The organism is Dolomitihabitans soli (genome assembly GCF_022213955.1).
In the GTDB taxonomy this organism is placed as follows: domain Bacteria; phylum Actinomycetota; class Actinomycetes; order Streptosporangiales; family Streptosporangiaceae; genus Streptosporangium_A; species Streptosporangium_A soli.
The window spans coordinates 293805-315005 of the sequence record NZ_JAKNTW010000002.1 but is presented as its reverse complement, the minus strand read 5'-3'; the positions used below and the strand labels follow the sequence as shown (position 1 = coordinate 315005).

General features: G+C 70.4%; 15 protein-coding genes. 8 read left to right on the top strand and 7 right to left on the bottom strand.

Annotation, left to right across the window (positions count from 1 at the left end):
• Positions 1-7: 7 nt before the first annotated feature.
• From MBA17_RS06245 to MBA17_RS06230, 4 genes are all read left to right on the top strand, one after another.
• The gene (locus tag MBA17_RS06245; RefSeq protein WP_238495315.1) at positions 8-856 is read left to right on the top strand and encodes an amidohydrolase family protein; all 849 of its coding nucleotides are present in this window, start codon (positions 8-10) and stop codon (positions 854-856) included.
• The gene (locus MBA17_RS06240; RefSeq protein WP_238495314.1) at positions 853-1938 is read left to right on the top strand and encodes a Gfo/Idh/MocA family protein; all 1086 of its coding nucleotides are present in this window, start codon (positions 853-855) and stop codon (positions 1936-1938) included. The genes MBA17_RS06245 and MBA17_RS06240 overlap by 4 nt, the downstream gene beginning before the upstream one ends.
• Positions 1935-2936 carry a LacI family DNA-binding transcriptional regulator gene (locus tag MBA17_RS06235; protein WP_238495313.1) on the top strand — a complete coding sequence of 334 codons (1002 nt, stop codon included), beginning with the start codon at positions 1935-1937 and terminating at the stop codon, positions 2934-2936. Before MBA17_RS06240 ends, MBA17_RS06235 begins: the two co-directional genes overlap by 4 nt.
• 300 nt (positions 2937-3236) lie before the next feature.
• Positions 3237-7583 carry a discoidin domain-containing protein gene (locus MBA17_RS06230; RefSeq protein ID WP_238495312.1) on the top strand — a complete coding sequence of 1449 codons (4347 nt, stop codon included), beginning with the start codon at positions 3237-3239 and terminating at the stop codon, positions 7581-7583.
• Positions 7584-7826: 243 nt separating this feature from the next.
• On the opposite strand, the gene MBA17_RS06225 is transcribed toward MBA17_RS06230, so the two are convergent.
• The 6 genes from MBA17_RS06225 to MBA17_RS06200 all read right to left on the bottom strand — a co-directional run bounded on the left by MBA17_RS06225 (position 7827) and on the right by MBA17_RS06200 (position 15794).
• Positions 7827-8543, bottom strand: coding sequence for an ABC transporter ATP-binding protein (locus MBA17_RS06225; RefSeq protein ID WP_238495311.1), 717 nt, complete (start codon positions 8541-8543; stop codon positions 7827-7829).
• Positions 8540-10390, bottom strand: a complete 1851-nt coding sequence (locus MBA17_RS06220; protein ID WP_238495310.1) for a branched-chain amino acid ABC transporter ATP-binding protein/permease — start codon at positions 10388-10390, stop codon at positions 8540-8542. The genes MBA17_RS06225 and MBA17_RS06220 overlap by 4 nt, the downstream gene beginning before the upstream one ends.
• Positions 10387-11256 carry a branched-chain amino acid ABC transporter permease gene (locus MBA17_RS06215; protein WP_238495309.1) on the bottom strand — a complete coding sequence of 290 codons (870 nt, stop codon included), beginning with the start codon at positions 11254-11256 and terminating at the stop codon, positions 10387-10389. Before MBA17_RS06215 ends, MBA17_RS06220 begins: the two co-directional genes overlap by 4 nt.
• Positions 11257-11305: 49 nt before the next feature.
• Positions 11306-12466 carry an ABC transporter substrate-binding protein gene (locus MBA17_RS06210; RefSeq protein ID WP_238495308.1) on the bottom strand — a complete coding sequence of 387 codons (1161 nt, stop codon included), beginning with the start codon at positions 12464-12466 and terminating at the stop codon, positions 11306-11308.
• 131 nt (positions 12467-12597) lie between these two features.
• Positions 12598-14346, bottom strand: coding sequence for a thiamine pyrophosphate-binding protein (locus MBA17_RS06205; RefSeq protein ID WP_238495307.1), 1749 nt, complete (start codon positions 14344-14346; stop codon positions 12598-12600).
• A 2-nt stretch (positions 14347-14348) separates the two neighbouring features.
• Positions 14349-15794, bottom strand: a complete 1446-nt coding sequence (locus MBA17_RS06200) for an aldehyde dehydrogenase family protein (RefSeq protein WP_238495306.1) — start codon at positions 15792-15794, stop codon at positions 14349-14351.
• A gap of 200 nt (positions 15795-15994) precedes the next feature.
• Between MBA17_RS06200 and MBA17_RS50240 the strand changes: the two genes are divergently transcribed.
• Genes MBA17_RS50240 through MBA17_RS06180 form a run of 4 tightly spaced genes read left to right on the top strand, consistent with a single transcriptional unit; the run spans position 15995 to position 18936 of the window.
• Complete coding sequence (locus MBA17_RS50240; protein WP_238495305.1) at positions 15995-16759, top strand: IclR family transcriptional regulator; 765 nt, start codon at positions 15995-15997, stop codon at positions 16757-16759.
• A 58-nt stretch (positions 16760-16817) separates the two neighbouring features.
• Positions 16818-18002 carry a CaiB/BaiF CoA transferase family protein gene (locus tag MBA17_RS06190; protein WP_238495304.1) on the top strand — a complete coding sequence of 395 codons (1185 nt, stop codon included), beginning with the start codon at positions 16818-16820 and terminating at the stop codon, positions 18000-18002.
• Entirely contained in the window at positions 18002-18760 is a 759-nt protein-coding gene (locus MBA17_RS06185; RefSeq protein WP_238495303.1) for a citryl-CoA lyase, read from the top strand. Before MBA17_RS06190 ends, MBA17_RS06185 begins: the two co-directional genes overlap by 1 nt.
• Positions 18757-18936 carry an asparaginase gene (locus MBA17_RS06180; protein WP_238495302.1) on the top strand — a complete coding sequence of 60 codons (180 nt, stop codon included), beginning with the start codon at positions 18757-18759 and terminating at the stop codon, positions 18934-18936. Before MBA17_RS06185 ends, MBA17_RS06180 begins: the two co-directional genes overlap by 4 nt.
• Here the strand turns inward: MBA17_RS06180 and MBA17_RS06175 are convergent.
• Positions 18885-21077, bottom strand: a complete 2193-nt coding sequence (locus MBA17_RS06175; protein WP_238495301.1) for an outer membrane protein assembly factor BamB family protein — start codon at positions 21075-21077, stop codon at positions 18885-18887. The two genes, MBA17_RS06180 and MBA17_RS06175, sit on opposite strands and share 52 nt — an antisense overlap.
• Between the last annotated feature and the right edge of the window lie 124 nt (positions 21078-21201).

Here is a 21201-nt window from a genome sequence, read left to right as displayed (position 1 = left end):
GGCCGGGATGCCCGTCGTCGACGCCCATCAGCACTTCTGGAACCTGGAGACGGGTTCCTACCCCTGGTTGACGCCGGAGTCCGGACCCATCCACCGCACCTTCGAGCCGGCGGAGCTCATTCCCCAGCTCGCCGCGGCGGGGATCGACCGCACGGTTCTGGTGCAGTCGATGGATTCCTACCAGGACACCGACGCGATGCTGGCGCAGGCGGACGAGCACGACTTCGTCGGCGCGGTGGTGGGCTGGGTGCCGCTGCACCGGCCGGACGAGGCGGCCGGGGCGCTGGAGCGGTACCGGCGGCATCCCCGGTTCGCCGGGGTGCGGCACCTCGTCCACGACGAGCCGGACCCCGACTGGCTGCTCCAGGAGTCGGTGATCGAGGGCCTCGGGCTGCTCGCCGCCGCCGGCCTGCCGTTCGACGTGGTCGCGGTGCTGCCGCGGCATCTGGCGCACGTGCCGGTGCTGGCCGAGCGGGTGCCCGGCCTGCGGATGGTGATCGACCATCTCGCGAAGCCGCCGATCAAGGAGCGGGGGTGGGAGCCCTGGGCGACGCTGATCGCCGCCGCCGCCGAGTGCCCGGGGGTGCACGCCAAGGTCTCCGGGCTGAACACGGCGGCGGACGCCGGGACCTGGACCGCCGACGACCTGCGGCCGTACGTGGACCACGCGCTGGAGGTGTTCGGTCCCGACCGGCTGATGTTCGGCGGCGACTGGCCGGTGGCGCTGCTCGCGGGCGACTATGCGAAGGTGTGGCGGGAGACGGGTAAGGTCCTGGCCGGGCTGCCCGCCGCCGACCGCGCGGCGGTGCTCGGCGGCACCGCGGCCCGCTTCTACGGCATCCGGGAGGCATCGTGATCGACATCTTCGCGCCGATCGCCGCCGCGGCCGACCTCACCATCCCTGCGGCGCACCGGCTGCCGGTCGCCGTCGTCGGCGCCGGGGCCATCGTGGACGTGGCCCACCTGCCCGCGTACCGGCAGGCCGGCCTGGAGGTGACCGGGCTGTTCGACCTCGACGCCGGCCGGGCCGCCGAGGTGGCCGCCCGCCACGGGGTGCCGAAGACGTACGGCTCGCTGGCGGAACTGCTGGCGGACGAGCGCGTCGCCGTGGTCGACGTCGCCGTCTCGCCACAGGCGCAGCCGGACATCGCCCGCGCGGCGCTGGCCGCCGGCAAGCACCTGCTGTGCCAGAAGCCCTTCGCGCCCGACGTGGCGACCGGCGAGGAGATCGTCGAGCTGGCCGCGGCCCGGGGGCTGAAGGTCGCGGTGAACCAGCAGCTCCGGTTCGACGAGGGGATCGCCGCCGCCCGCGCCATGGTCCGGGCGGGCTGGATCGGCGAGCCGACGGCGATGACGTTCACCGTGAACATCCTCACCGACTGGAGCGCGTGGGACTGGCTGGTCACCACCGACCGCCTGGAGATCGTCTACCACTCCATCCACTACCTGGACGCGATCCGGTCGATCCTCGGCGATCCCGAGATCGTCTTCTGCGCCGGCAGCCGTACGCCCGGCCAGCTCGCCAAGGGCGAGACCCGCACCATGAGCACCCTGGTCTACCCGGGTGACGTGCGCGCGCTGGTGCACGTCACGCATGAGAACCGCACCGGTGACCAGGAGGCGTCGTTCCGCGTCGACGGGACCGAGGGCGCCGTCAAGGGCACCCTCGGCCTGCTGTACGACTATCCGCACGGCCGGCCCGACACGCTGGAGGTGCACAGCCGTGCGCTGCCCACCGACGGCTGGCTGCCGTACCCGGTGACCACGCGGTGGCTGCCGGACGCGATGGCCGGGCCGATGAAATCGCTGCTCAGGGCGGTCGCCGAGGGCGGGCAGCCGGAGACCTCCGGGGCGGACAACCTCGGCACCCTGCGCCTGCTGGACGCGCTCTACCGCTCGATGGACACCGGCGAGAGCCGGCGGCCGGGGGCCTCGTGAAAGGCTCCCGCGTCACCCTCACCGACGTCGCCGCGCTCGCGCGGGTCGACCGGGCCGTCATCTCCCGCGTCGTCAACAAGGACCCGACGCTCAGCATCCGGCCGGAGACCCGGGAGCGGGTGCTGGCGGCGATCGAGCAGCTGGGCTACCGTCCCAACGTCGCGGCGCGGAGCCTGCGTACGGCTCGGGCGTACATGTTCGGGCTGTTCATCCCCGACTTCGCCAACCCCGTCTACGCCGAGATCATCAAGGGCGCCGAGGCCGAGGCGGCGGCGCAGGGCTGTGTGCTCGTCACCGGCAGCGCCACGGCCGCCGGGCTCGGCGGGTACCTGGACCGGCTCGGGCAGGGCCGCATCGACGGCCTGCTGCTGGCCGGGGCCGGGGACGAGTCCGGCCTCGCCGCCCGGCTCGACGACGCGGCCATTCCGTGGATCATGCTCAACCACCGCAGCCGGGCCGTCCGGCGGTACGTCGTTCTCGATGACGAGCGGGCCGCCGCACTGGCGGTGGAGCACCTGGTGAGCCTCGGCCACCGTCGCATCGCCCACCTCGCGGGCCCGGCCGGCGCCGACACGGCCGCGCGCAGGTCGGCGGGGTACGCGGCGGCGATGCGCGACGCGGGCCTGCCCGCGGGTCTCGTCGTGGCGGCCGACTACACGCCGGCGGGCGGGGCCGTGGCGATGGCCGCGCTGCTCGCCGCCGCCGAGCCGCCCACGGCGGTGTTCGTGGCCAACGTCGCCTCCGCCATCGGCGCGATGGGAGCCGTTCGTACGGCCGGCCTGGAGATCCCCCGGGACGTGTCGATCGTCGCCGTGCACGACCTGGAACTCGCCGGTCACCTCCATCCCGCCCTCACCACGGTCCGGATGCCGCTGACCGAGCTCGGCCGGCGCGGGGTGACCCTGCTCGGCAGCCTGGGGCCCGACGACGTCGTGGCCGAGGTGCTGGACGGCCCGATAGAGCTGATCCGGCGCGACTCCACCGCTCCCGCGCCGTAGGCCGCCCCGCTTTCCTGGCCCGGCGACCCGTCCGCCCACAGTGGGCCTGACGTCTTGTCACGGCCGGTCTGGGGCCGGTGCAGAAAGCTGTTTCACACCCGTTGACGCGACCGTAGCGCGTATGTAACCTTTGGCCAACGCTACGCAAGAATCGTGCAAAGCGACGTTCATTTTCTCGCTGTTCCTCGCAACTTCAGGGATGCCCTGGCGTCCATGTGCCTGCCCCCATCCGTGTGCGGTGAAGGCGCATGCCTTTCCGCCCCGACCCTGTCGTGCTTGACGAGAGATAGAAGAACGCGAATGAGAAAGATGCACGGACCGTTACGCTGGGTGGCGACCGTGGTCGCCGCCGGTCTGGTCGTCGCGGGGTCGGTCGTACCGGCAGCCGCGGCGGGCGGCCCCAACATCGCCCTCGGCAAGACGGCCTCGGCGAGCAGCGCCACCGCCGGCCACGCCGTGGCCTCCATCAACGACGGCAACCAGGCCACCTACTGGGAGAGCGCCAACAACGCCCTTCCCCAGACGGCCACGATCGACCTCGGCACGGCGACCGGCATCGACCAGATCGTCCTGAAGGTCCCGCCCCCGGCCGAGTGGGCCACCCGTACCCAGACCCTGTCGATCCAGGGCAGCGGCGACGGCACGACCTACAACACGATCGTCGCGTCGGCGGGCCGTACCTTCAACCCGGCGACCGGCAACGCGGTGACGATCGACTTCACCGCCGTGACCACCCGGTACGTGCGCGTGCACGTCACGGCGAACACCGGCTGGCCGGCCGCGCAGCTCGCCGAGTTCGAGATCTACGGCACCGCGGGCGGGCCCGGCTCCGGCAACCTCGCCGCGGGCAAGATCATGACCGCCAGCAGCGTCTCGCAGAACTACGTCGCGAGCAACGCGGGCGACGGCAACCAGGCCAGCTACTGGGAGAGCAACAACAACGTCTTCCCCGAGTGGCTCCAGGTCGACCTCGGCGCCGCCGTCGGCGTCAGCCGCGTCGTGCTGAAACTGCCGGTCTCCGGCTGGCCCAGCCGCACCCAGACGCTCGCCGTCCAGGGCAGCACGAACGGCTCGGCGTTCACCGACATCTCCGGGTCGGCGGCGTACGTGTTCAACCCGGCCGGCGGCAACACGGTGACGATCAACTTCAACGCCGTCACCACGCGGTACGTACGGCTGAACATCACCGCCAACACCGGCTGGGCGGCCGGCCAGATCTCCGAGTTCGAGGTGTACGGCCCCGCCGGCGCCGACAACCAGGCCCCGACCGTGCCCGGCAACCTCGCCTACACCCAGCCCTCGGGCACCCAGATCCGGCTGACCTGGACCGCCTCGACCGACAACGTGGGCGTCACCGGCTACGACGTCTACGCCAACGGTCAGCTGCGGGCCAGTGTCGGCAACGTGCTCACCTACACCGACACCCAGCCCGCGACCGCGACCGTCACCTACCAGGTGCGGGCCAAGGACGCGGCGGGCAACCAGTCGGGCGACAGCAACGCCGTGACCCGCCAGGGCGAGCAGGGCGGTGACACCGAGAACCCGTCGGTGCCCGGCAACCTCGCCTACACCCAGCCGGCCACCGGCCAGATCCGGCTGACCTGGACCGCCTCGACCGACAACGTGGGCGTCACCGGCTACGACGTCTACGCCAACGGCCAGCTGCGGGCAAGCGTCGGCAACGTGCTGACCTACACCGACGACCAGCCGGCGTCGGCGACCGTGACGTACTTCGTGCGGGCCAGGGACGCGGCGGGCAACCGGTCGGCCAACAGCAACACCGTGACCAGGACGGGAACCGGCGGCCCCGGCACGAACCTGGCGATCGGCAAGGAGATGGCCGAGTCCGGCCACGTGCACTCGTTCGTCGCGGCCAACGCGAACGACAACGACGTGGCCACCTACTGGGAGGCCAACTCGGGCGCGTTCCCGAACACGCTGACCGTCAAGCTCGGCGCCAACGCCGACGTCAGCTCGGTCGTGCTGAAGCTCAACCCCGACTCCTCGTGGGGCACCCGTACGCAGAACATCCAGATCCTGGGCCGTTCGCAGAGCGCCACGACCTTCCAGAGCCTGGTGCCGGCGGCCGACCGCACCTTCAACCCGGCCGCCGGCGGCAACTCGGTGAAGATCGACTTCGCCGCGACCGTCGCCGACGTCCAGCTGAAGTTCGCGAGCAACAGCGGCGCGCCCGGCGGGCAGATCGCCGAGTTCCAGGTCATCGGCGTCCCGGCGCCCAACCCCGACCTCACGGTCACGAACCTGACGTGGACCCCGGCCGCCCCGACCGAGACCAACGCGATCACGCTGTCGGCCACGGTCAGGAACGCGGGCACCGCCGCCTCCGCCGCGGACAGCGTCAGCCTCTACCTCGGCGGCACGCTGGTCGGCACCGCCGCGGTCCCCGCTCTGGCCGTCAACGGCTCCGCCACGGTGACCCACGTCATCGGCACCCGCGCCATGGGCACGTACCCGGTCATCGCCAAGGTGGACGAGGACAACACGGTCTTCGAGCAGAACGAGGCCAACAACACCTTCACCGCGCCGACGTCGCTGGTGGTCGCCCAGGCTCCCGGCCCCGACCTGCAGGTCCTCGGCGTCACCTCGAACCCGCCGAACCCGGCCGTCGGAGCGGCGGTCTCGTTCAGCGTGGCGGTGAACAACCGCGGGATCACCGCGACGGGCGCGACCACGGTCACCCGCCTGACGGTGGGCGGCACCACCCTCGACACCACCACCCCGCCGATCGCCGCGGGCGCGACCGCCAACGTGACCGTCAACGGCACCTGGACCGCCACCAGCGGCGGAGCCACCATCACCGCCACCGCCGACGCGACCGGCACCGTCGCCGAGACCAACGAGAACAACAACACGTTCTCCCGGTCCATCGTGGTCGGGCGCGGGGCGGCGGTTCCCTGGGTCGAGTACGAGGCCGAAGCCGCGAGGTACCAGGGCACCCTGCTGGTGTCCGACCCGCTGCGCACGTTCGGGCACACCAACTTCGCGACGGAGTCGTCCGGCCGGGAGTCGGTGCGGCTGACCAGCACGGGCCAGTTCGTCGAGTTCACCTCCACCAACCAGGCCAACTCGATCGTGGTGCGCAACTCCATCCCCGACGCGCCGAACGGCGGCGGCATCGAGGCCACCATCAGCCTCTACATCAACGACACCTTCTCCCGGAAGCTGACCCTCTCCTCCCGGCACAGCTGGCTGTACGGGAACACCGACGGCCCCGAAGCGCTGACGAACACCCCCCAGGCCGACGCCCGGCGGTTGTTCGACGAGTCGCACGCGTTGCTCTCCGCGACCTACCCGGCGGGCACCAGGTTCCGGTTGCAGCGCGACGCGACCGACACGGCCGCGTTCTACATCGTCGACCTGATCGACCTGGAGCAGGTGGCGCCACCGGCGAGCCAGCCGGCCGGGTGCACCTCGATCACGGGGTACGGCGCGGTGCCGGGTGACGGGATCGACGACACCGCGGCCATCCAGCGAGCGGTGACGGACGACCAGAACGGTGTCATCAGCTGTGTCTGGATCCCGCCGGGCCAGTGGCGGCAGGAGCAGAAGATCCTCACCGACGATCCGCTGAACCGCGGCAACCACAACCAGGTGGGCATCAGCAACGTCACGATCCGCGGCGCGGGAATGTGGCACTCCCAGCTGTACACCCTGACCGAGCCGCATCTGGTGGTGGGCGGCATCAACCACCCGCACGAGGGCAACTTCGGCTTCGACATCGACGACAACACCCAGATCTCCGACATCGCCATCTTCGGCTCGGGCCGTATCCGTGGCGGGCCCGACAACGCCGAGGGCGGAGTGGGCCTGAACGGGCGGTTCGGCGAGAACACCAAGATCAGCAACGTCTGGATCGAGCACGCCAACGTGGGCGTCTGGGTCGGCCGTGACTACGACAACATCCCCGACCTGTGGGGCCCTGGCGACGGGCTCGAATTCACCGGCATGCGCATCCGCAACACCTACGCCGACGGCATCAACTTCAGCAACGGCACGCGGAACTCGCGGGTGTTCAACTCCTCGTTCCGCACCACCGGCGACGACTCCCTGGCGGTCTGGGCCAACCGGTACGTCAAGGATCCGGCGGTGGACATCGGGCACGACAACGCCTTCGTCAACAACACCATCCAACTGCCCTGGCGGGCGACCGGAATCGCGATCTACGGCGGATACGGCAACAAGATCGAGAACAACCTCGTCTACGACACCATGAACTACCCGGGCATCATGCTGGCCACCGACCACGACCCCCTGCCCTTCTCGGGACAGACCCTGATCGCCAACAACGCGCTCTTCCGTTGCGGCGGCGTCTTCTGGAACGAGGACCAGGAGTTCGGGGCCATCACGCTCTTCGCGGCGAGCCGGGACATCCCCGGAGTCACGATCCGCGACACCGACGTCCACGACTCGACCTACGACGGCATCCAGTTCAAGACGGGCGGCGGCGCGATGCCCGGCGTCAAGATAGACAACGTCCGGATCGACAAGTCCAACAACGGCGCCGGCATCCTCGCCATGAGCGGCGCCCGCGGCGACGCGACCCTGACCGACGTGACCATAACCAACTCGGCCAAGGGCGACATCGTGCGGCAACCAGGCTCGGGCTTCGTCATCACGGGCGACTAACCCTTCCGGGCCCTGACGTACGGCCGGCCGTACCGGTCGGGTTTCGTATCAGGGGCGACCAGCCCTGCCGGGCGCTGACGTACGGCCGGCCGTGAGCACGATCACGGCCGGCCGTACCGGTCGGGTTTCGTGATCACGTGAGACCAGCCCTTCCGGGCGGACGGCCGGCCGTACCGGGTCGGCGTCGCCAGGCTCGGGCGGACGCCGCACCACAGGTGACGGGAACGAGGAGCGGCCGGCGCCTCAGAGGCCGAGGTAGATGCGGCGTACCTTGGGGTCGCCGCGCAACTGGTCGCTGGTGCCGGTCATGGCGACCTCTCCGGTCTCCATCACCAGACACCGGCTGGTCACCTCGAAGGTGAGTTTGGCGTTCTGCTCCACCAGCAGGATGCTCAGCCCTTCCTCGTTGAGCTTCTTCAGGGCGAGCAGGATCTCCCCGACGAGCTTCGGCGACAGCCCCATCGACGGTTCGTCGAGCACCATCAGCCGCGGCTTGGACATCAGCGCCCGTCCGATGGCGAGCATCTGCTGCTGGCCACCGGACAGCGCGCCGGCCAGCCGGTTCCGCATCTCGCCCAGAACCGGGAAGAGCGTGTTGACCTCGTCGAGGGACTCGCGCGCCGCCGATTTCCACGATCGTGTGTACGCGCCGAGCAGCAGGTTCTTCTCCACCGACAGGCCGGGGAAGATGTGCCGGCCCTCCGGCACGTAGCCGATTCCCGAGCGCACCACCTGGTGGGCGGGGGTCCGGGTGAGGTCTCGTTCGCCGAAGCGGAGCACCTGGACGGTTCTGGGAGCCAGGCCCATGATCGCCTTCAACGTGGAGGACTTGCCCGCGCCGTTGGCCCCGATGATGCCGACCGACTCGCCGGGGGCGACGGTGAAGCCGATGCCGTGGGCCGCGCGCACCCCGCCGTAGTGCACGCTCAGGCCCTCCACGGTCAGCGCCGGCCCGGTCATCGCGCCGCCTCCGTGGTGTCCTGCGACGTGGTGTCCTGCGATGTGGCGTCCCGCGACGTGGTGTCCTGCGATTCGTGCGACATGTACGTGGAGTCTCCCAGGTAGGCCTCGATGACCTCGGGAACGACCGCGACCGCCGCCGGCGGGCCGTCGGCGATCACCCGGCCGCTGGACAGGACGGTCACCTGGTCGCAGAGCGACATGACCAGCCCCATGTTGTGTTCGATGATCACGACGGTCACGCCGGAGTCGCGGAGCGAGCGCACCATCTCGCCCAGCAGGCGCACCTCCTCGCCGTTGAGTCCGGCGGCGGGCTCGTCGAGCAGGAGCAGCCGGGGGGACATCGCCATGGCGCGGGCGATCTCGATCCTGCGCTGGATGCCGTAGGGGAGGGACTGCGGCCGGGCCCCGGCGAAGTCGGTCAGGCCGTACCGGTCGAGCAGTTCGTCCGCCTGAGCGCTCAGCGCGCGATCCTGGCGGACGACGGTCCAGGGCAGGGCGACGTACCGCCAGATCCAGCTGGTGCGGGTGCGGTCCAGGGCGACGAGGACGTTCTCGCGTACGGTGAGGTCGCCGAACAGGCGCAGGTTCTGGAAGGTGCGGGCGACTCCGAGCTGCGCGAGCCGGTACGGCGCGGCCCCGGTCACGTCGGTTCCCCGGAGGACGACCCGTCCCGACGACGCGGTGTAGAAGCCGCTGATGATGTTGAACAGCGTGGTCTTCCCCGACCCGTTGGGACCGACGACGCCGCGGATCTCCCCGGCGCCGACCTCCAGGGACACGTCGTCGAGCGCACGCAGCCCCTTGAACCGCATGCCCACCGCACGGATCTCCAGGACGACGCCGGTCGGGTCACCGCTGGGAGCCTCGCCGTACGGAGTGAAGGGGCGTAGCTCGGCCGGCCCGCGCCGGTCCCCTCCGGTACGGCCGCGCAGCCGGGCGCGCAGGCGGACGGGGAGCCCGGCCAGGCCGGTCGGGGCGAAGACGACCATCAGCACGACGACGGTGCCGTAGCCGAGCTGGGCATAGACGGAGAAGTCCACCAGGACTTCCCTGATGAGGGACAGGGCGACGGCGCCGATGACACATCCCACGATGCTCTGGCGTCCGCCGATGATGACCATCGCGAGCAACAGGAACATGTTCGCGATGCTGAAGGTCTCGGGAGCGATGTAGCGGATGAGCCCCGCGTAGAGCACACCGGCGACGCCGCCGTAGAGGCCGGACAGCACGAAGGCCGTGATCCGCAGCAGCGGGATCTCCGCGCCGAGCGCCCCGGCGGCGAGGCTGTCGTCGCGCATCGCGCGCATCCGGCGGCCGAGCGGGGAGCGGACCACGAAGAGCGCGAACGCCAGGGCGATCGCGAAGACGACGATCTCCACGTAGTAGAAGAGGTACTCGCTGCTCAGATCCACCCCGAACAGCGGCGGGACCGGCAGGTCGCTGATCCCCTCGGACTTCCCGGCCAACGCCGCGTTGGTGGTCCAGTTGATGAACGCCAGCGCCAGCCCCAGCGTGACGATGCCGAGATAGTGCGACTGCACGCGGAGCGCGGGGATGCTGACGACCAGCCCGATCGCCACCGCGGCCAGCACGGCCAGCGCGGCGGCGACCCAGAAGCCGAGTCCGGCCCGGGTGGTCAGGATGGCGCAGGTGTAGGCGCCGATGCCGAAGAACGCGACCTGGGCGAGGTTGATCTGTCCTGCCACGCCCATCACCAGCCCGAGGCCGATGCCCAGCAGCGCGAAGATGATCGCCACGTCGACCACGTGGATCGCGTAGGGATCAAGCCCGTACGGCAGCAGCCACGCGGCGATCGCGAGCAGGGGGACGACAAGCCGCTTCATGCCCGGTTCACCGTCCTCTCTCCGAAGATGCCAGTGGGGCGGATCATCACCGCGACGGCGAACACCAGGAAGACGATGAGCTCGGAGTAGCCCTGAAAGGCGCCGGCCGCGACGGAGTCGAGAATGCCGAAGGCCATCCCCCCGACGATGGCGCCGGGGATGCTGCCGAACCCGCCGAAGATCGCCGCGGCGAATCCCTTGATGCCCAGCGAGCCGCCCATGACCGGGCTGACGTACAGCATCGGCCCCACCAGGCCGCCGGCCAGCGCCGCGAGTCCGGCGCCGATGGCGAAGGCCATCGCGTTGCTGCGGCCGACGTGGATGCCGACGGCGGTGGCGGCCTGCGGGTCCATCGCGACGGCCTGCATGGCCGCGCCCTTCTTGGTCCGTTGCAGGAACAGCGCCAGCAGGACGGTCGCCACGGTGGCGACGGCGATGACCAGCAGGCTGTAGGTCCGGATCTTGATGCCCAGCACGTCGAGCGGCGCCGCGGTCACGGGAGAGGGAACGGCATGGCCGGTCGCGCCCCAGATGAGGATCGCCAGGGCTTCGAGGACCGTGCCGAAGCCGATGGTGCCGATCAGCATCAGGTCGAAGTCGCGGCCCTCCAGCGGGCGGAGCACCCGTTCGATGATCAGTCCGATCAGGCCGGTCACCACGATGGCCACCACGATCGCCACCGGGAACGGCAGCCTGCTGGCCATGTAGAAGGTGGAGGCCGCGTACGCGCCGATCATCACCACGCTGCCGTGCGCGAAGTTGACCAGACCCATGGTGCGGTAGACGATCGAGAAGCCCATCGCGACCAGCGCGTAGACCGCGCCGAAACTGATCCCTCCGATGAGGGTCTGCAGAAATACCTGCATGTCTCTCCTTGGCCCGGAGCGGTGGCCCGCCCCGGGCGACGGGTCGTGCTCAGCTCGCGGTCTGGGGGACGAGCTTTCCGGACGTGACGAGACCGATCTGGGTGGCGTGGATGCCGACGCCCGATTCGTCGTAGGCGAAGTCGCCGAGCAGGCCGTCGAGCTTCGTGGCCCGGATGGCGTCGGCCAGTTTCTGCCCGCCCTCGCCGCCCGTCTGCTTGAGCGCTTCGACGAGGATGCGCGCGCCGTCGTAGGCCTTGGCGCCGTGCACTTCGGCCTCCTCACCGAAGGCCGTCTGGTAGGCGGCGGCGAAGGTCCGGCTGGCGTCGTCGGTGTCGTTGCTCAGGTACGGCGAGCTCACCACGGAGCCTTCGGCGTTCTCCTGGCCGGCGGTGGTCAGGTAGGGCTCGGTGCCCATCGGGGCGCCGCCGGCGAAGACGGCCTTGAGACCCAGTTCGCGCGCCTGCTTGGCGATCAGCCCCGACTCCACCTCTTCGGCTCCGATGAAGAGCACCTCCGGCTCCTGCTGCCGGATGGTGGTCAGGGACGCGCTGAAGTCCTTCTGGTCGGGCGTGACGACCTCGTCGCCCAGCGGGGTGATGCCGCGGGTCTTGAGCGAGGCGAGGAAGGCGTCGCGCTCGCCCGCGCCGTAGGTCCCGTTGTTCGTGATCAGTGCGATCTTCTTGTAGCCCTTGGTGTCCACCAGATACTTGGCGAGGGTCTCGTCGTAGGTCACGCTCGTCGGGGCGTTGAGGAAGAGGAAGGGGCTCTTGAGGGCGGCGAGTTTCGGCGACTGACCCGACGTGATGTTGGGGATCTTGGCGTCCTTGAGGATCGGCGCCATCGCGAGTGTGACGGCGCTCTCCGAGGTTCCGAGCATCGCGATGTAGCCCTCACTCGCGATCTTACGGGCCAGGTTGGTGCCGACGGTGGGGTCGCCCTGGTTGTCGAAGAGGTCGAGCTGGATCTGCCGGCCGTTGATGCCTCCGGCCTTGTTCGCGGCGTCTATGGCGAGTTTTACGCCTTTGTTCTCCCATTTGCCGAGCGGGCTCAGCTGGCCGCTCTGGGCATTGACATTCGCGATCTTGATCGGCCCGGTGGCATCGGCGGTGCCGCCGGTGGACTCACCCGGCGCGGCACAGGCGGCCAGCGTGGCCAGCGCGGTGACGGCTGCGGCTGCGGTGATGGTCCGGTGGAGTTTCCTGGGAAACACGGTTCACCTCATGGGGGGTGTCGGGGGGGTCCGCACCATCTCGGATAAGCGGAGGTAATGTACGAACAAGTACGTTAGTTATACGACAGGTATTCGGCCCGGGGAATCTCGAAAGCGCAACGGTTGGCCGTTCAGTCGAAGAAGACGCCTTGGTAGATGTCCTTGATGTTCCAGTGCCCGGGTGTCGGCACCGGTTCGTTGACCATGGGGACGTCGATCACCGCGGGCCGGCGGTTCACGACGGCGGCGCGCAGCGCGGCAGCGAGGGCATCCGGGTCGGCGATGTCGTAACCGTCGGCGCCGCAGGCCCGGCCGAGGGCGGCGAAATCAGGCGAGTACGCCTCGCCGCCGGGCTTCTGGAAGTCGCAGCCGTAACCGCTCCCGTAGCTGGCGGTCTGCAGGTCGGAGATGGTGCCGTGGGAGCGGTTGTTCATCACCACGAAGATCACGGGTGCGCCCCGTTCGACGGCCATGGGCACGGCGGGGAACTGGGCGCTCATGCCGCCGTCGCCGACCAGCGCCACCACGGTGCGGTCCGGCTGGGCGAGCTGGACGCCGACGGCCGCCGCGGGGCCGAAGCCCATCGTCGAGGCTCCGCCAGGCGTGATGAACCGGCCGCCCGGCGGCAGCGCGTAGCACCGCGCGACGCCGTTCTTGTTCCAGCCGACGTCGGTGACCAGGACCGCGTCCGCGGGGATCGCGTCGCGCAGGTCCGCCAGGATGCGCTCCGGCCTGAGCGGGAACCGGTCGCTGCGGCCGCGTTCCCTGCTGGACGCGAAGAGGTCGGTGCGAGCGGCCCGGATCCGCTCCCTCAGCTCGGGGCGGCTCGCCGGGCGACGGGTCAGCACCGCGTCGGCGATCGCCCGCAGGGCCAGGCCGACGTCCGCGACGGCGCCGATCTCCACCGGATGGTTGCGCCCGATCTCGGCGGGGTCGATGTCGATCTGGATGAGCCTGCCGGGCGGGAAGGACCAGGTGAAGCGCGGATCCCACGAGCTGGCGTCCGTCTCGGCGAACCGGGTGGCCAGCGCGAGCACCACGTCGGCCTCCCTGGTGGCCGAGTTGGCGAGTTCCAGCCCCCAGAAGCCGGGCATCCCGAGAACCAGGGGATGCTCGTCGGGCACCGCGCCCTTGGCCATGAGCGAGTGGACGAGCGGGATGTCCAGGTGCTCGATCAGCGCCAGCAGGGCCGCGTTCCCCTCCTCACCACGGGCCCCGCCGCCGAGGTAGACGAGCGGTCGTTCGGCCTCGGCGAGCGCGTCGGCGATGCGTTCGGCGACCGGCGCGGGCAGGCCGGGTGGCGTCGCGTACTCGACCGGCGGGTGCGCGGCGGCGCGCACCTCCCGGGAGAACAGGTCCATCGGCACGTTGACCAGGACGGCGCCGGGCCTGCCCGAGGTCGCGGTCCAGAAGGCGCGCTCGACGTTGCGGCAGAGGTCATCGGCGCGGTGGGTCTGCCAGGCCCGCTTGACGAACGGGCGGTAGATCGCCGTCTGGTCGGCGTCGGCGTGCAGGTTGATCTCCTGATGGGGATGGCGCCCGCGATAGTAGGAGGGCACGTCTCCCGCGATCACCACGAGCGGTACCGAGTCGAGGGCCGCGGTCAGCACTCCCGTCACGGCGTTGGTCAGCCCCGGGCCCACGTGGACCAGCAGGACGCCGGGTTTGCCCGAGGCTCGGGCGTACCCGTCGGCGGCGTGCGCCGCGGCCTGCTCGTGGCGGGCGATGACGAACTCGATGGGGCTGTCCGCGAGCGCGTCGAGCACCGCGATGTTGCTGTGGCCACACGTCCCGAAGACGTACTCCACTCCCAGCTCGGCCAGCTGGGCGGCCAGCGCCCGCGCCGCGGTCACGGCGAGCGGCGTTTCCTGTCGCGTCATGATCAGTCCCCCCACACGGAGATGCCGCGGAGCACGAGCGTCTTGACGACGGTGAAGTCCTCGATCACCCAGCGGGGCGACTCCCTGCCGATGCCGGAGTCCTTGACGCCGCCGAACGGCACGTGATCTAGGCGGAAGTTGGATGATCCGTTCACGACCAGGCCGCCGACCTCCAGTTCGCGCCAGGCCATGATGATCCGCCGCACGTCATGGGTGAACAGCCCGGCCTGCAGGCCGTACCTGCTCTGGTTGCACAGGTCGACGACCTCGGCGAAGTCGTCGTAGGGCAGCACGGCGACCAGTGCGCCGAACACCTCCTCGCGCACCAGCGTGGCTCCGGGCGGCGGTGCGGCGACGACGGTGGGGGCGGCGACGGCGCCGTTCCTGGTGCCGCCGGTGGTGACGGTGGCGCCCTGCTCCCGCGCCTCGGCGGTCCACCGGACCACCCGCTCGGCGGCCACGGCGTCGACCATGGAGCCGACGTCGGTGACCGGGTCAAGGGGATCGCCGACGACCAGCGCCCGCACCTGGGCGGTGAACTCCTCGACGAACGCGTCGAAGCGGGCACGCTGCACGTAGACACGCTGGACCGAGACGCAGCTCTGCCCGGAGTTGCTGTATCCGGTGCGCGCGCAGATCTGTGCGGCCCGCTCGATGTCGGCGTCCTCGCACACGATCGTCGCGGCGTTCCCGCCCAGTTCCAGCACCAGCCGCTTCGGCCCGGCCGCGCGCGCGACGGCGGCGCCCGACGCGGCGCTGCCGGTGAAGCTGACGACCGACACCTCGGGCGCCGCGCACAGCGCGGCGCCGACCTGGCCGTCTCCGTGCAGGAGCTGTACGGCCTCCGCCGGCATTCCCGCCTCCAGCAGCAACGCCACCAGGGCAGAGGAGACGGCCGGCGCCTGGGGCGGAGGTTTGACCACGGTGGTGTTGCCCGCCGCGAAGGAGGCGGCCAGCTTGTGCGCGAGCAGGTTGGCGGGGGCGTTGAAGGGCGTGATGGCCAGCGCCACTCCCGCGGGGGCGCGATAGGTCATCGCGGTGTTGCCGACGCCGCGTTCCCAGCCGGCCACCGGAAGTAACTCGCCTCCGAGGTTGCGCGCCTCCGCGGCGGACACCGAGAAGGTGTCGGCCACCCGGAGCATCTCGCCCCGGCCGTCCTTCAGCGGCTTGCCGAGTTCCACCGCGAGGAGCCGTGCGAACTCCTCCCCGCGGGCGATGACGGCGGCGGCGGCGCGGTCGAGGATCGCGGCCCGCGCCGCCGGTGTGACGCGTGCCACCGTCTTCGCGGCGCCGCGCGCGTAGTCCAGGACGGCGGCGACGTCCGCGGGTTCGGCGAGACGCGCGCGGCTGACGACCTTGCCGAGGTAGGGGCCGATCCGCTCCGCCTGAGGCCCGTCGTTCACCCATTTCCCTGCGATCAGGCACCCTGCCTGGTTGATCGTGTCCAACCGACGACTCCCTAGTTTGATCCACTAAGCGGTACTTATGGACCGCACTGTGGACTGGGTGTTAACGTACGGGTGGCCTGGCTTTCTGGCAATAGGAGATTTCAGAACCGTTTGCGTGGCAGAACCTGGTAACAGGTATGAGGAGGGGAACAGAGATCCGTTCCTGCTCCCGTTCGTCATCGACCGACAAGTGAGGATCAGTGCCCGCACCCGAAACCGGCGAGCCCGGCGGCGTTCGCAGCGTCCACCGCGCGTTCGACATCCTGTCGCTGCTCACGGAGGATCGGCCCGTGGTGACGATTCGCGAGGTCGTCGAGGCGACAGGACTGGCGAAGACCACCACGATCCGGCTGCTGCAGACTCTTGAGCAGATGGGGCTGCTGTGGGCCACCGCCAAGGGATACACCGCGGGTCCCGCGTTGTGGCGATGGGCGCACCTGGCCAGGCACGCCTGGGAGTTGCCGCCCGAGACCCAGCGGATGATGCGCGACCTGGCCATGCGGCAGCGTGAGACCGTCAACCTCTACGTCGCCCGCGGCATCCACCGGGTCTGCGTCGCCCAGCAGGAGAGTCCCCAGGCGCTGCGTCACGTGGTCCGCATCGGCGACGAGCTGCCCATGTGGGCGGGAGCCTCGTCCAAGGTGCTGCTCACGGACGCGCCGGAGGGACTGCTCAGGCGGATCGCCCGATCCTCCCCGTACGGCGAGGCGCACCTGAGCACGCTTCGCGACTGGGTCGCCCAGGCCGCGCGCGACGGCCACGCGACGAGCCACGGAGAACGGGACGCCGGGTTGTCCGCGGTGGCCGTGCCCATCACCGGCGCGGCGAAGACGGTCGTCGCCGCGCTGACCCTGAGCGGACCGAGCCTGCGCTTCACCGAGGACCGCGTCCAGGAGTTCGTCGTCGACCTGCGGAACGTCTCCCAGCGCATGTCGGAGCGCGGCTTCGACCACCCGCTCAGCTAGCCCGTCGGCCCACGGAACACGGCGTCGCCCTGGGCGTCGCCGCTGAAGGAGTGCGCGAATGCAGGAGCTACCACTGTCGGGAGTCCGGGTCGTCGATCTGACCAACGTGCTGGCCGGGCCGTACTGCAGTTACCAGTTGATGCTGCTCGGCGCCGAAGTGGTCAAGGTGGAGATGCCCGGACGCGGGGATCTCGCACGCAGTCTCGGCTCCGATCCCGACCTCAACGAAGCCGGGATCGGCGCGTCCTTCCTCGCGCAGAACGCGGGGAAGAAGTCCGTGGAGCTCGACCTCAAGGACGAGGACGACCGGGTCGCCTTCGAAGCGCTGGTGCGGAGTTCGGACGTCCTGCTGGAGAACTTCCGGGCCGGCGTGCTGGACCGCATCGGCTACGGGTGGGATCGGCTGCGGGAACTCAACCCACGGCTCGTGTACTGCGCCATCTCGGGCTTCGGGCAGAGCGGGCCGATGAGCGCGGCTCCCGCCTACGACCAGATCATTCAGGGCCTGTCGGGCATGATGAGCATCACCGGGACGCCCGAGACCGTTCCCCTGCGGGTCGGCTTCCCCGTCTCCGACACGGTGGGCGGTCTCGTCGCGGCGATGGCGGTGTCCGCCTCCCTCGCGGGGCGCAGCCGTACCGGCAAGGGTTGTTTCCTCGACCTGTCGATGCTGGAGGCGTCGGTGTCCGCGATGGGCTGGCCGGTCTCCAACTATCTCGTCAGCGGCGTGGAGCCCGAGCCGATGGGGGACCAGAACGCCACCGCGGCCCCCTCGGGCACCTTCGAGACGGCCGACGGGCTGCTCAACATCGCGGCGAACCGCCAGGAACAGTTCGAGTCGCTCTGCGGCCTGATCGGACGCCCCGAGCTGGTCGACGACGTCAGGTTCGCCGGCCGGGAGGCGCGCAAACTCAACCGGGAGGCCCTGAACCGCGAACTCGGCGAGGTGCTGCGCACCAGGCCGGCCCTGGAATGGGAGAACGACCTCGCCGGCGCCGGCGTGCCCGCCGCCAGGATCCTGACGGTACGGCAGGCCCTGGCCCTGGACCAGCTCAGACATCGGGGCTTCTTCACCGATCTGACGTTCCCCGACGGCTCGGGCCGCCGGCTGACGGTCATCGGCAACGGTGTGCTGGTCGACAACGCCCCCCTGCGGCCGGCGACCCCTCCGCCGCTGCTCGGCCAGCACAACGACGAGTTCGCCGCGACGGACTCCGCCCAGGTCGAGGAGGTGAACAGCTGATGACCGACGCCGCCGGCTGGTGGGCGACCGGCGTGTCCCGGATCGCGCCCGACGTCATCGAGCTGCGCGGACGGCCGGTTCAGGACCTGATCGGCAGGGTCGGTTTCACCGACGTCATCTGGCTCATGCTGAGAGGTGAGCTGCCTGATCCCCGGCGGTCGGCGCTCCTGGAGGCCGCCCTGGTCTCCTCGGTCGACCACGGCCCGCACGCGCCCTCCATCGCGGTCGCGCGGATGGCGGCGACCTGCGGGGTCGGCCTCAACAACGCGATCGCCTCGGGCGTCAACGTGCTGGGCGACTCCCACGGAGGCGCGGGCCAGCAGTGCGTGGAACTCCTCGACGACGTTCTGTCGCGGGGCTCGGCGGTGGCGGCCGTGACGGCGTGGCGGACCCGGAACAGGTACCTTCCCGGCTTCGGGCACCGTTTCCACACCCGGGATCCCCGCCGCGACCCGCTCCTGGCCCTGGTGGACGCCGCGGTCGCCGACGGCGTCGTCCCCGGGCGGCATCTGGAGGCCGCCCGCCAGGTGGAGGAGGTGCTGAACCGGGGCCGGACGTCGCCGATTCCGATGAACATCGACGGGGCGACCGCGGTCGTCTACGCCGAGCTCGGCTTCCCCGCCCCGCTGGCCAGGGGCTTGTTCGTGCTCAGCAGGAGTGTGGGGATCCTGGCCCACGCCTGGGAGGAGTCGCAGCAGGGCCGCCGCAACAAGGGGCCGATACCGCCCTCGATCCTGCCGGTCCACCTCGGGTCGTGAACGCGGAGCGGCGGCAGGTGCTGCAGGCCGGTGGCGAGGAGGCCGCCGTCTACATGAACTGCTCGGGCAAGCACGCGGCGCCTGCCGCGGGTGGCGGCAGGCGCTCGATCGCGCGGCGGGTGCGTCAGTGGACGACGATCTTTCCGGTGTTCTGGGGGAAGATCGCGTCGTTGTAGAAGTACTCGCCGGGGACGGTGAAGGTGTGGGTGAAGGACTGCCCCGGCATCAGGACCCCGCTGTCGAACTCGGACTCGAAGAACGACACGGCCGCGTGCGCGAAGGCGTTGTCGGCCGGGTTGACGAAGGTGACGGTCGTTCCCACGGGCACCCGCAGGTGCTGCGGTGACATGGCGTTCTGGGCGACCGTGTTCTCCGTCGTCCCCGGCCGCTGGTTCGCGGTGTCCCAGACGCGGCCGAGGGTGACCGTGTCACCCGCCACCGCGGCGGCGCGGACGTCGTTGCGCTTCTTGGGCGGGACGGGCGCGGGCGCCGGCGCCACCTTGCCGCCGAGCTTGAACGCCCACAGGTGGTCTCCCTTGGGGATGTCCGGATAGGGCAGGCCGTTGCCGCCCGCGAAGACGGCGATGTACTGCTCGCCGTCGATTTCGTAGCTGATCGGGCTGGTGTGCACGCCCGCGCCGGTCTGGAAGCTCCAGAGCACCTTGCCGTCGGTGTCGTCCATGGCCTGCAGGACGCCGTCGGGGCCGCCCTGGAACATGACCCTGCCCGCGGTGGTCAGGATGCCGTTGCCGTGGGCCAGCGACCATTCCCGGTCCAGGGTCCAGACCGGTTCGTTGGTCCGCGGGTCCACCGCCGCGATGCCGCCGGCGAAGTACTCGCCGAGCGGCCTGGACGTGTTGACCCGGCCGCCCCTGGAGTTGGAGAAGCCGGAGTTGATCAGGCCGTAGCCGACGTAGATCCAGCCCGTCTCCGGACTGAACGACAGGTGGGCCCAGTCCCCGCCGCCGCCGGCGCCGGGGAAGATGATGGTCGCCCGGTCCCAGTGCGGCGTGTAGAGCCCGCCCCACGCGTAGAAGGGCACCGGGCGGGTGGCGTCGCCGAAGGTCGGCGCCTGGGTGATGTACGGCTCGCCGCCCGGGTACGGCTGGGTCGGCGAGGTCTTCTGCCTGGCCTCCTGCGGCACCGGGCGCTCCTCGACGCCGTGCACGGGCTCACCGGTGACCCGGTCGAGAACGTAGAACATGCCGACCTTGCTGCCGTAGACGACGACCTTGCGCGTCCGCCGCTCGATTCGGAGGTCGACCAGCACCGGAGCCATCACGTTGTCGAGGTCCCAGATGTCGTGGTGGACGGACTGGAAGTGCCACCGGCGCTTGCCGGTCTTGGCGTCGATCGCGACGATCGAGTTGGCGAACAGGTTGTCGCCGCCCCTGCTCGATCCGTCGAGCCTCGGATAGGAGCCGCCGAAGGTCCAGTAGACCAGGCCGAGATCCGGGTCGATCGCGGGATGGATCCACGGCACCGCGCCACCGGTCCGCCAGGACTCGCCCTCCCAGGTGTCGTTGCCGAACTGCCCCTCTCCCGGCGCGCTCCAGAAGATCCAGGCGATCTCACCGGTGGCCGCCTCGAGCGCGTACGCCCGCCCGCGGGCCCCGCCGGTGCTGCCCTGCATGCCGACGTAGATCAGGCCGTCCCAGTGGACGACCGCGCCGGCGAGCGTTCCGGTGAGACCGCCGCACTGGCCGTTCTCGGGGTCGCACCCGCTGTCCTCGCCGCCCTCGTCCTCGGTGATCAGCTGCTTCTGCCAGACGATCGCCCCCGTCTCCTGGTCGAGCGCGTAGACGATGTTGGCTCCGGAGGTCGAGAACACCAGGCCCTCGGCCACCGCCACGCCGCGCATGTTCGTCGTCTTGGTCCCGAGGTTGGTCTTCCACTTGATCTCGCCGGTCCTGCCGTCGACGGCGAAGACGTTCTGCTGGGTCGACTGGACGTAGAGCACGCCGTCCTGGACCACGCAGGTGCTCTGCTGGGAACTGGTCCTGCTGCCGCCTTCGAGGTTGACGTGCCAGGCGCCGCCGAGCTGCTTGACGTTGCGCGGGGTGATCCTCTTCAGCGTCGAGTGGTTCGTGTTGGCCAGGTCGCCGCAGACCTTGGGGTAGTCCTTCCCCGCCTGCCCGAAGCCGCCGGGTTGCCTGGGCGCGGGCGACGCCGGCTCCGGTGCACCGTCCGCGTGGGCCGTACCGCCGGAGCCGGCCAGTGCCGCCGCGCCGGCGGTCGCCGCCGCGGCCCCGGCGAGGAATCGCCGTCTGTCCACGGCCGTCGTCTGTCCTCGCATGCGCTGCCTCTTCTCGGTCATGCGGGATCTCCGAGTGACACGGGATCTCGCGGGCGTCGGTGACAGGAGCGGATATGGTCCGTTCTACGGACCATCAGAACCGTTTAATGGACGCACACTAAGCCGGTGGCGAGGCGCGCACAAG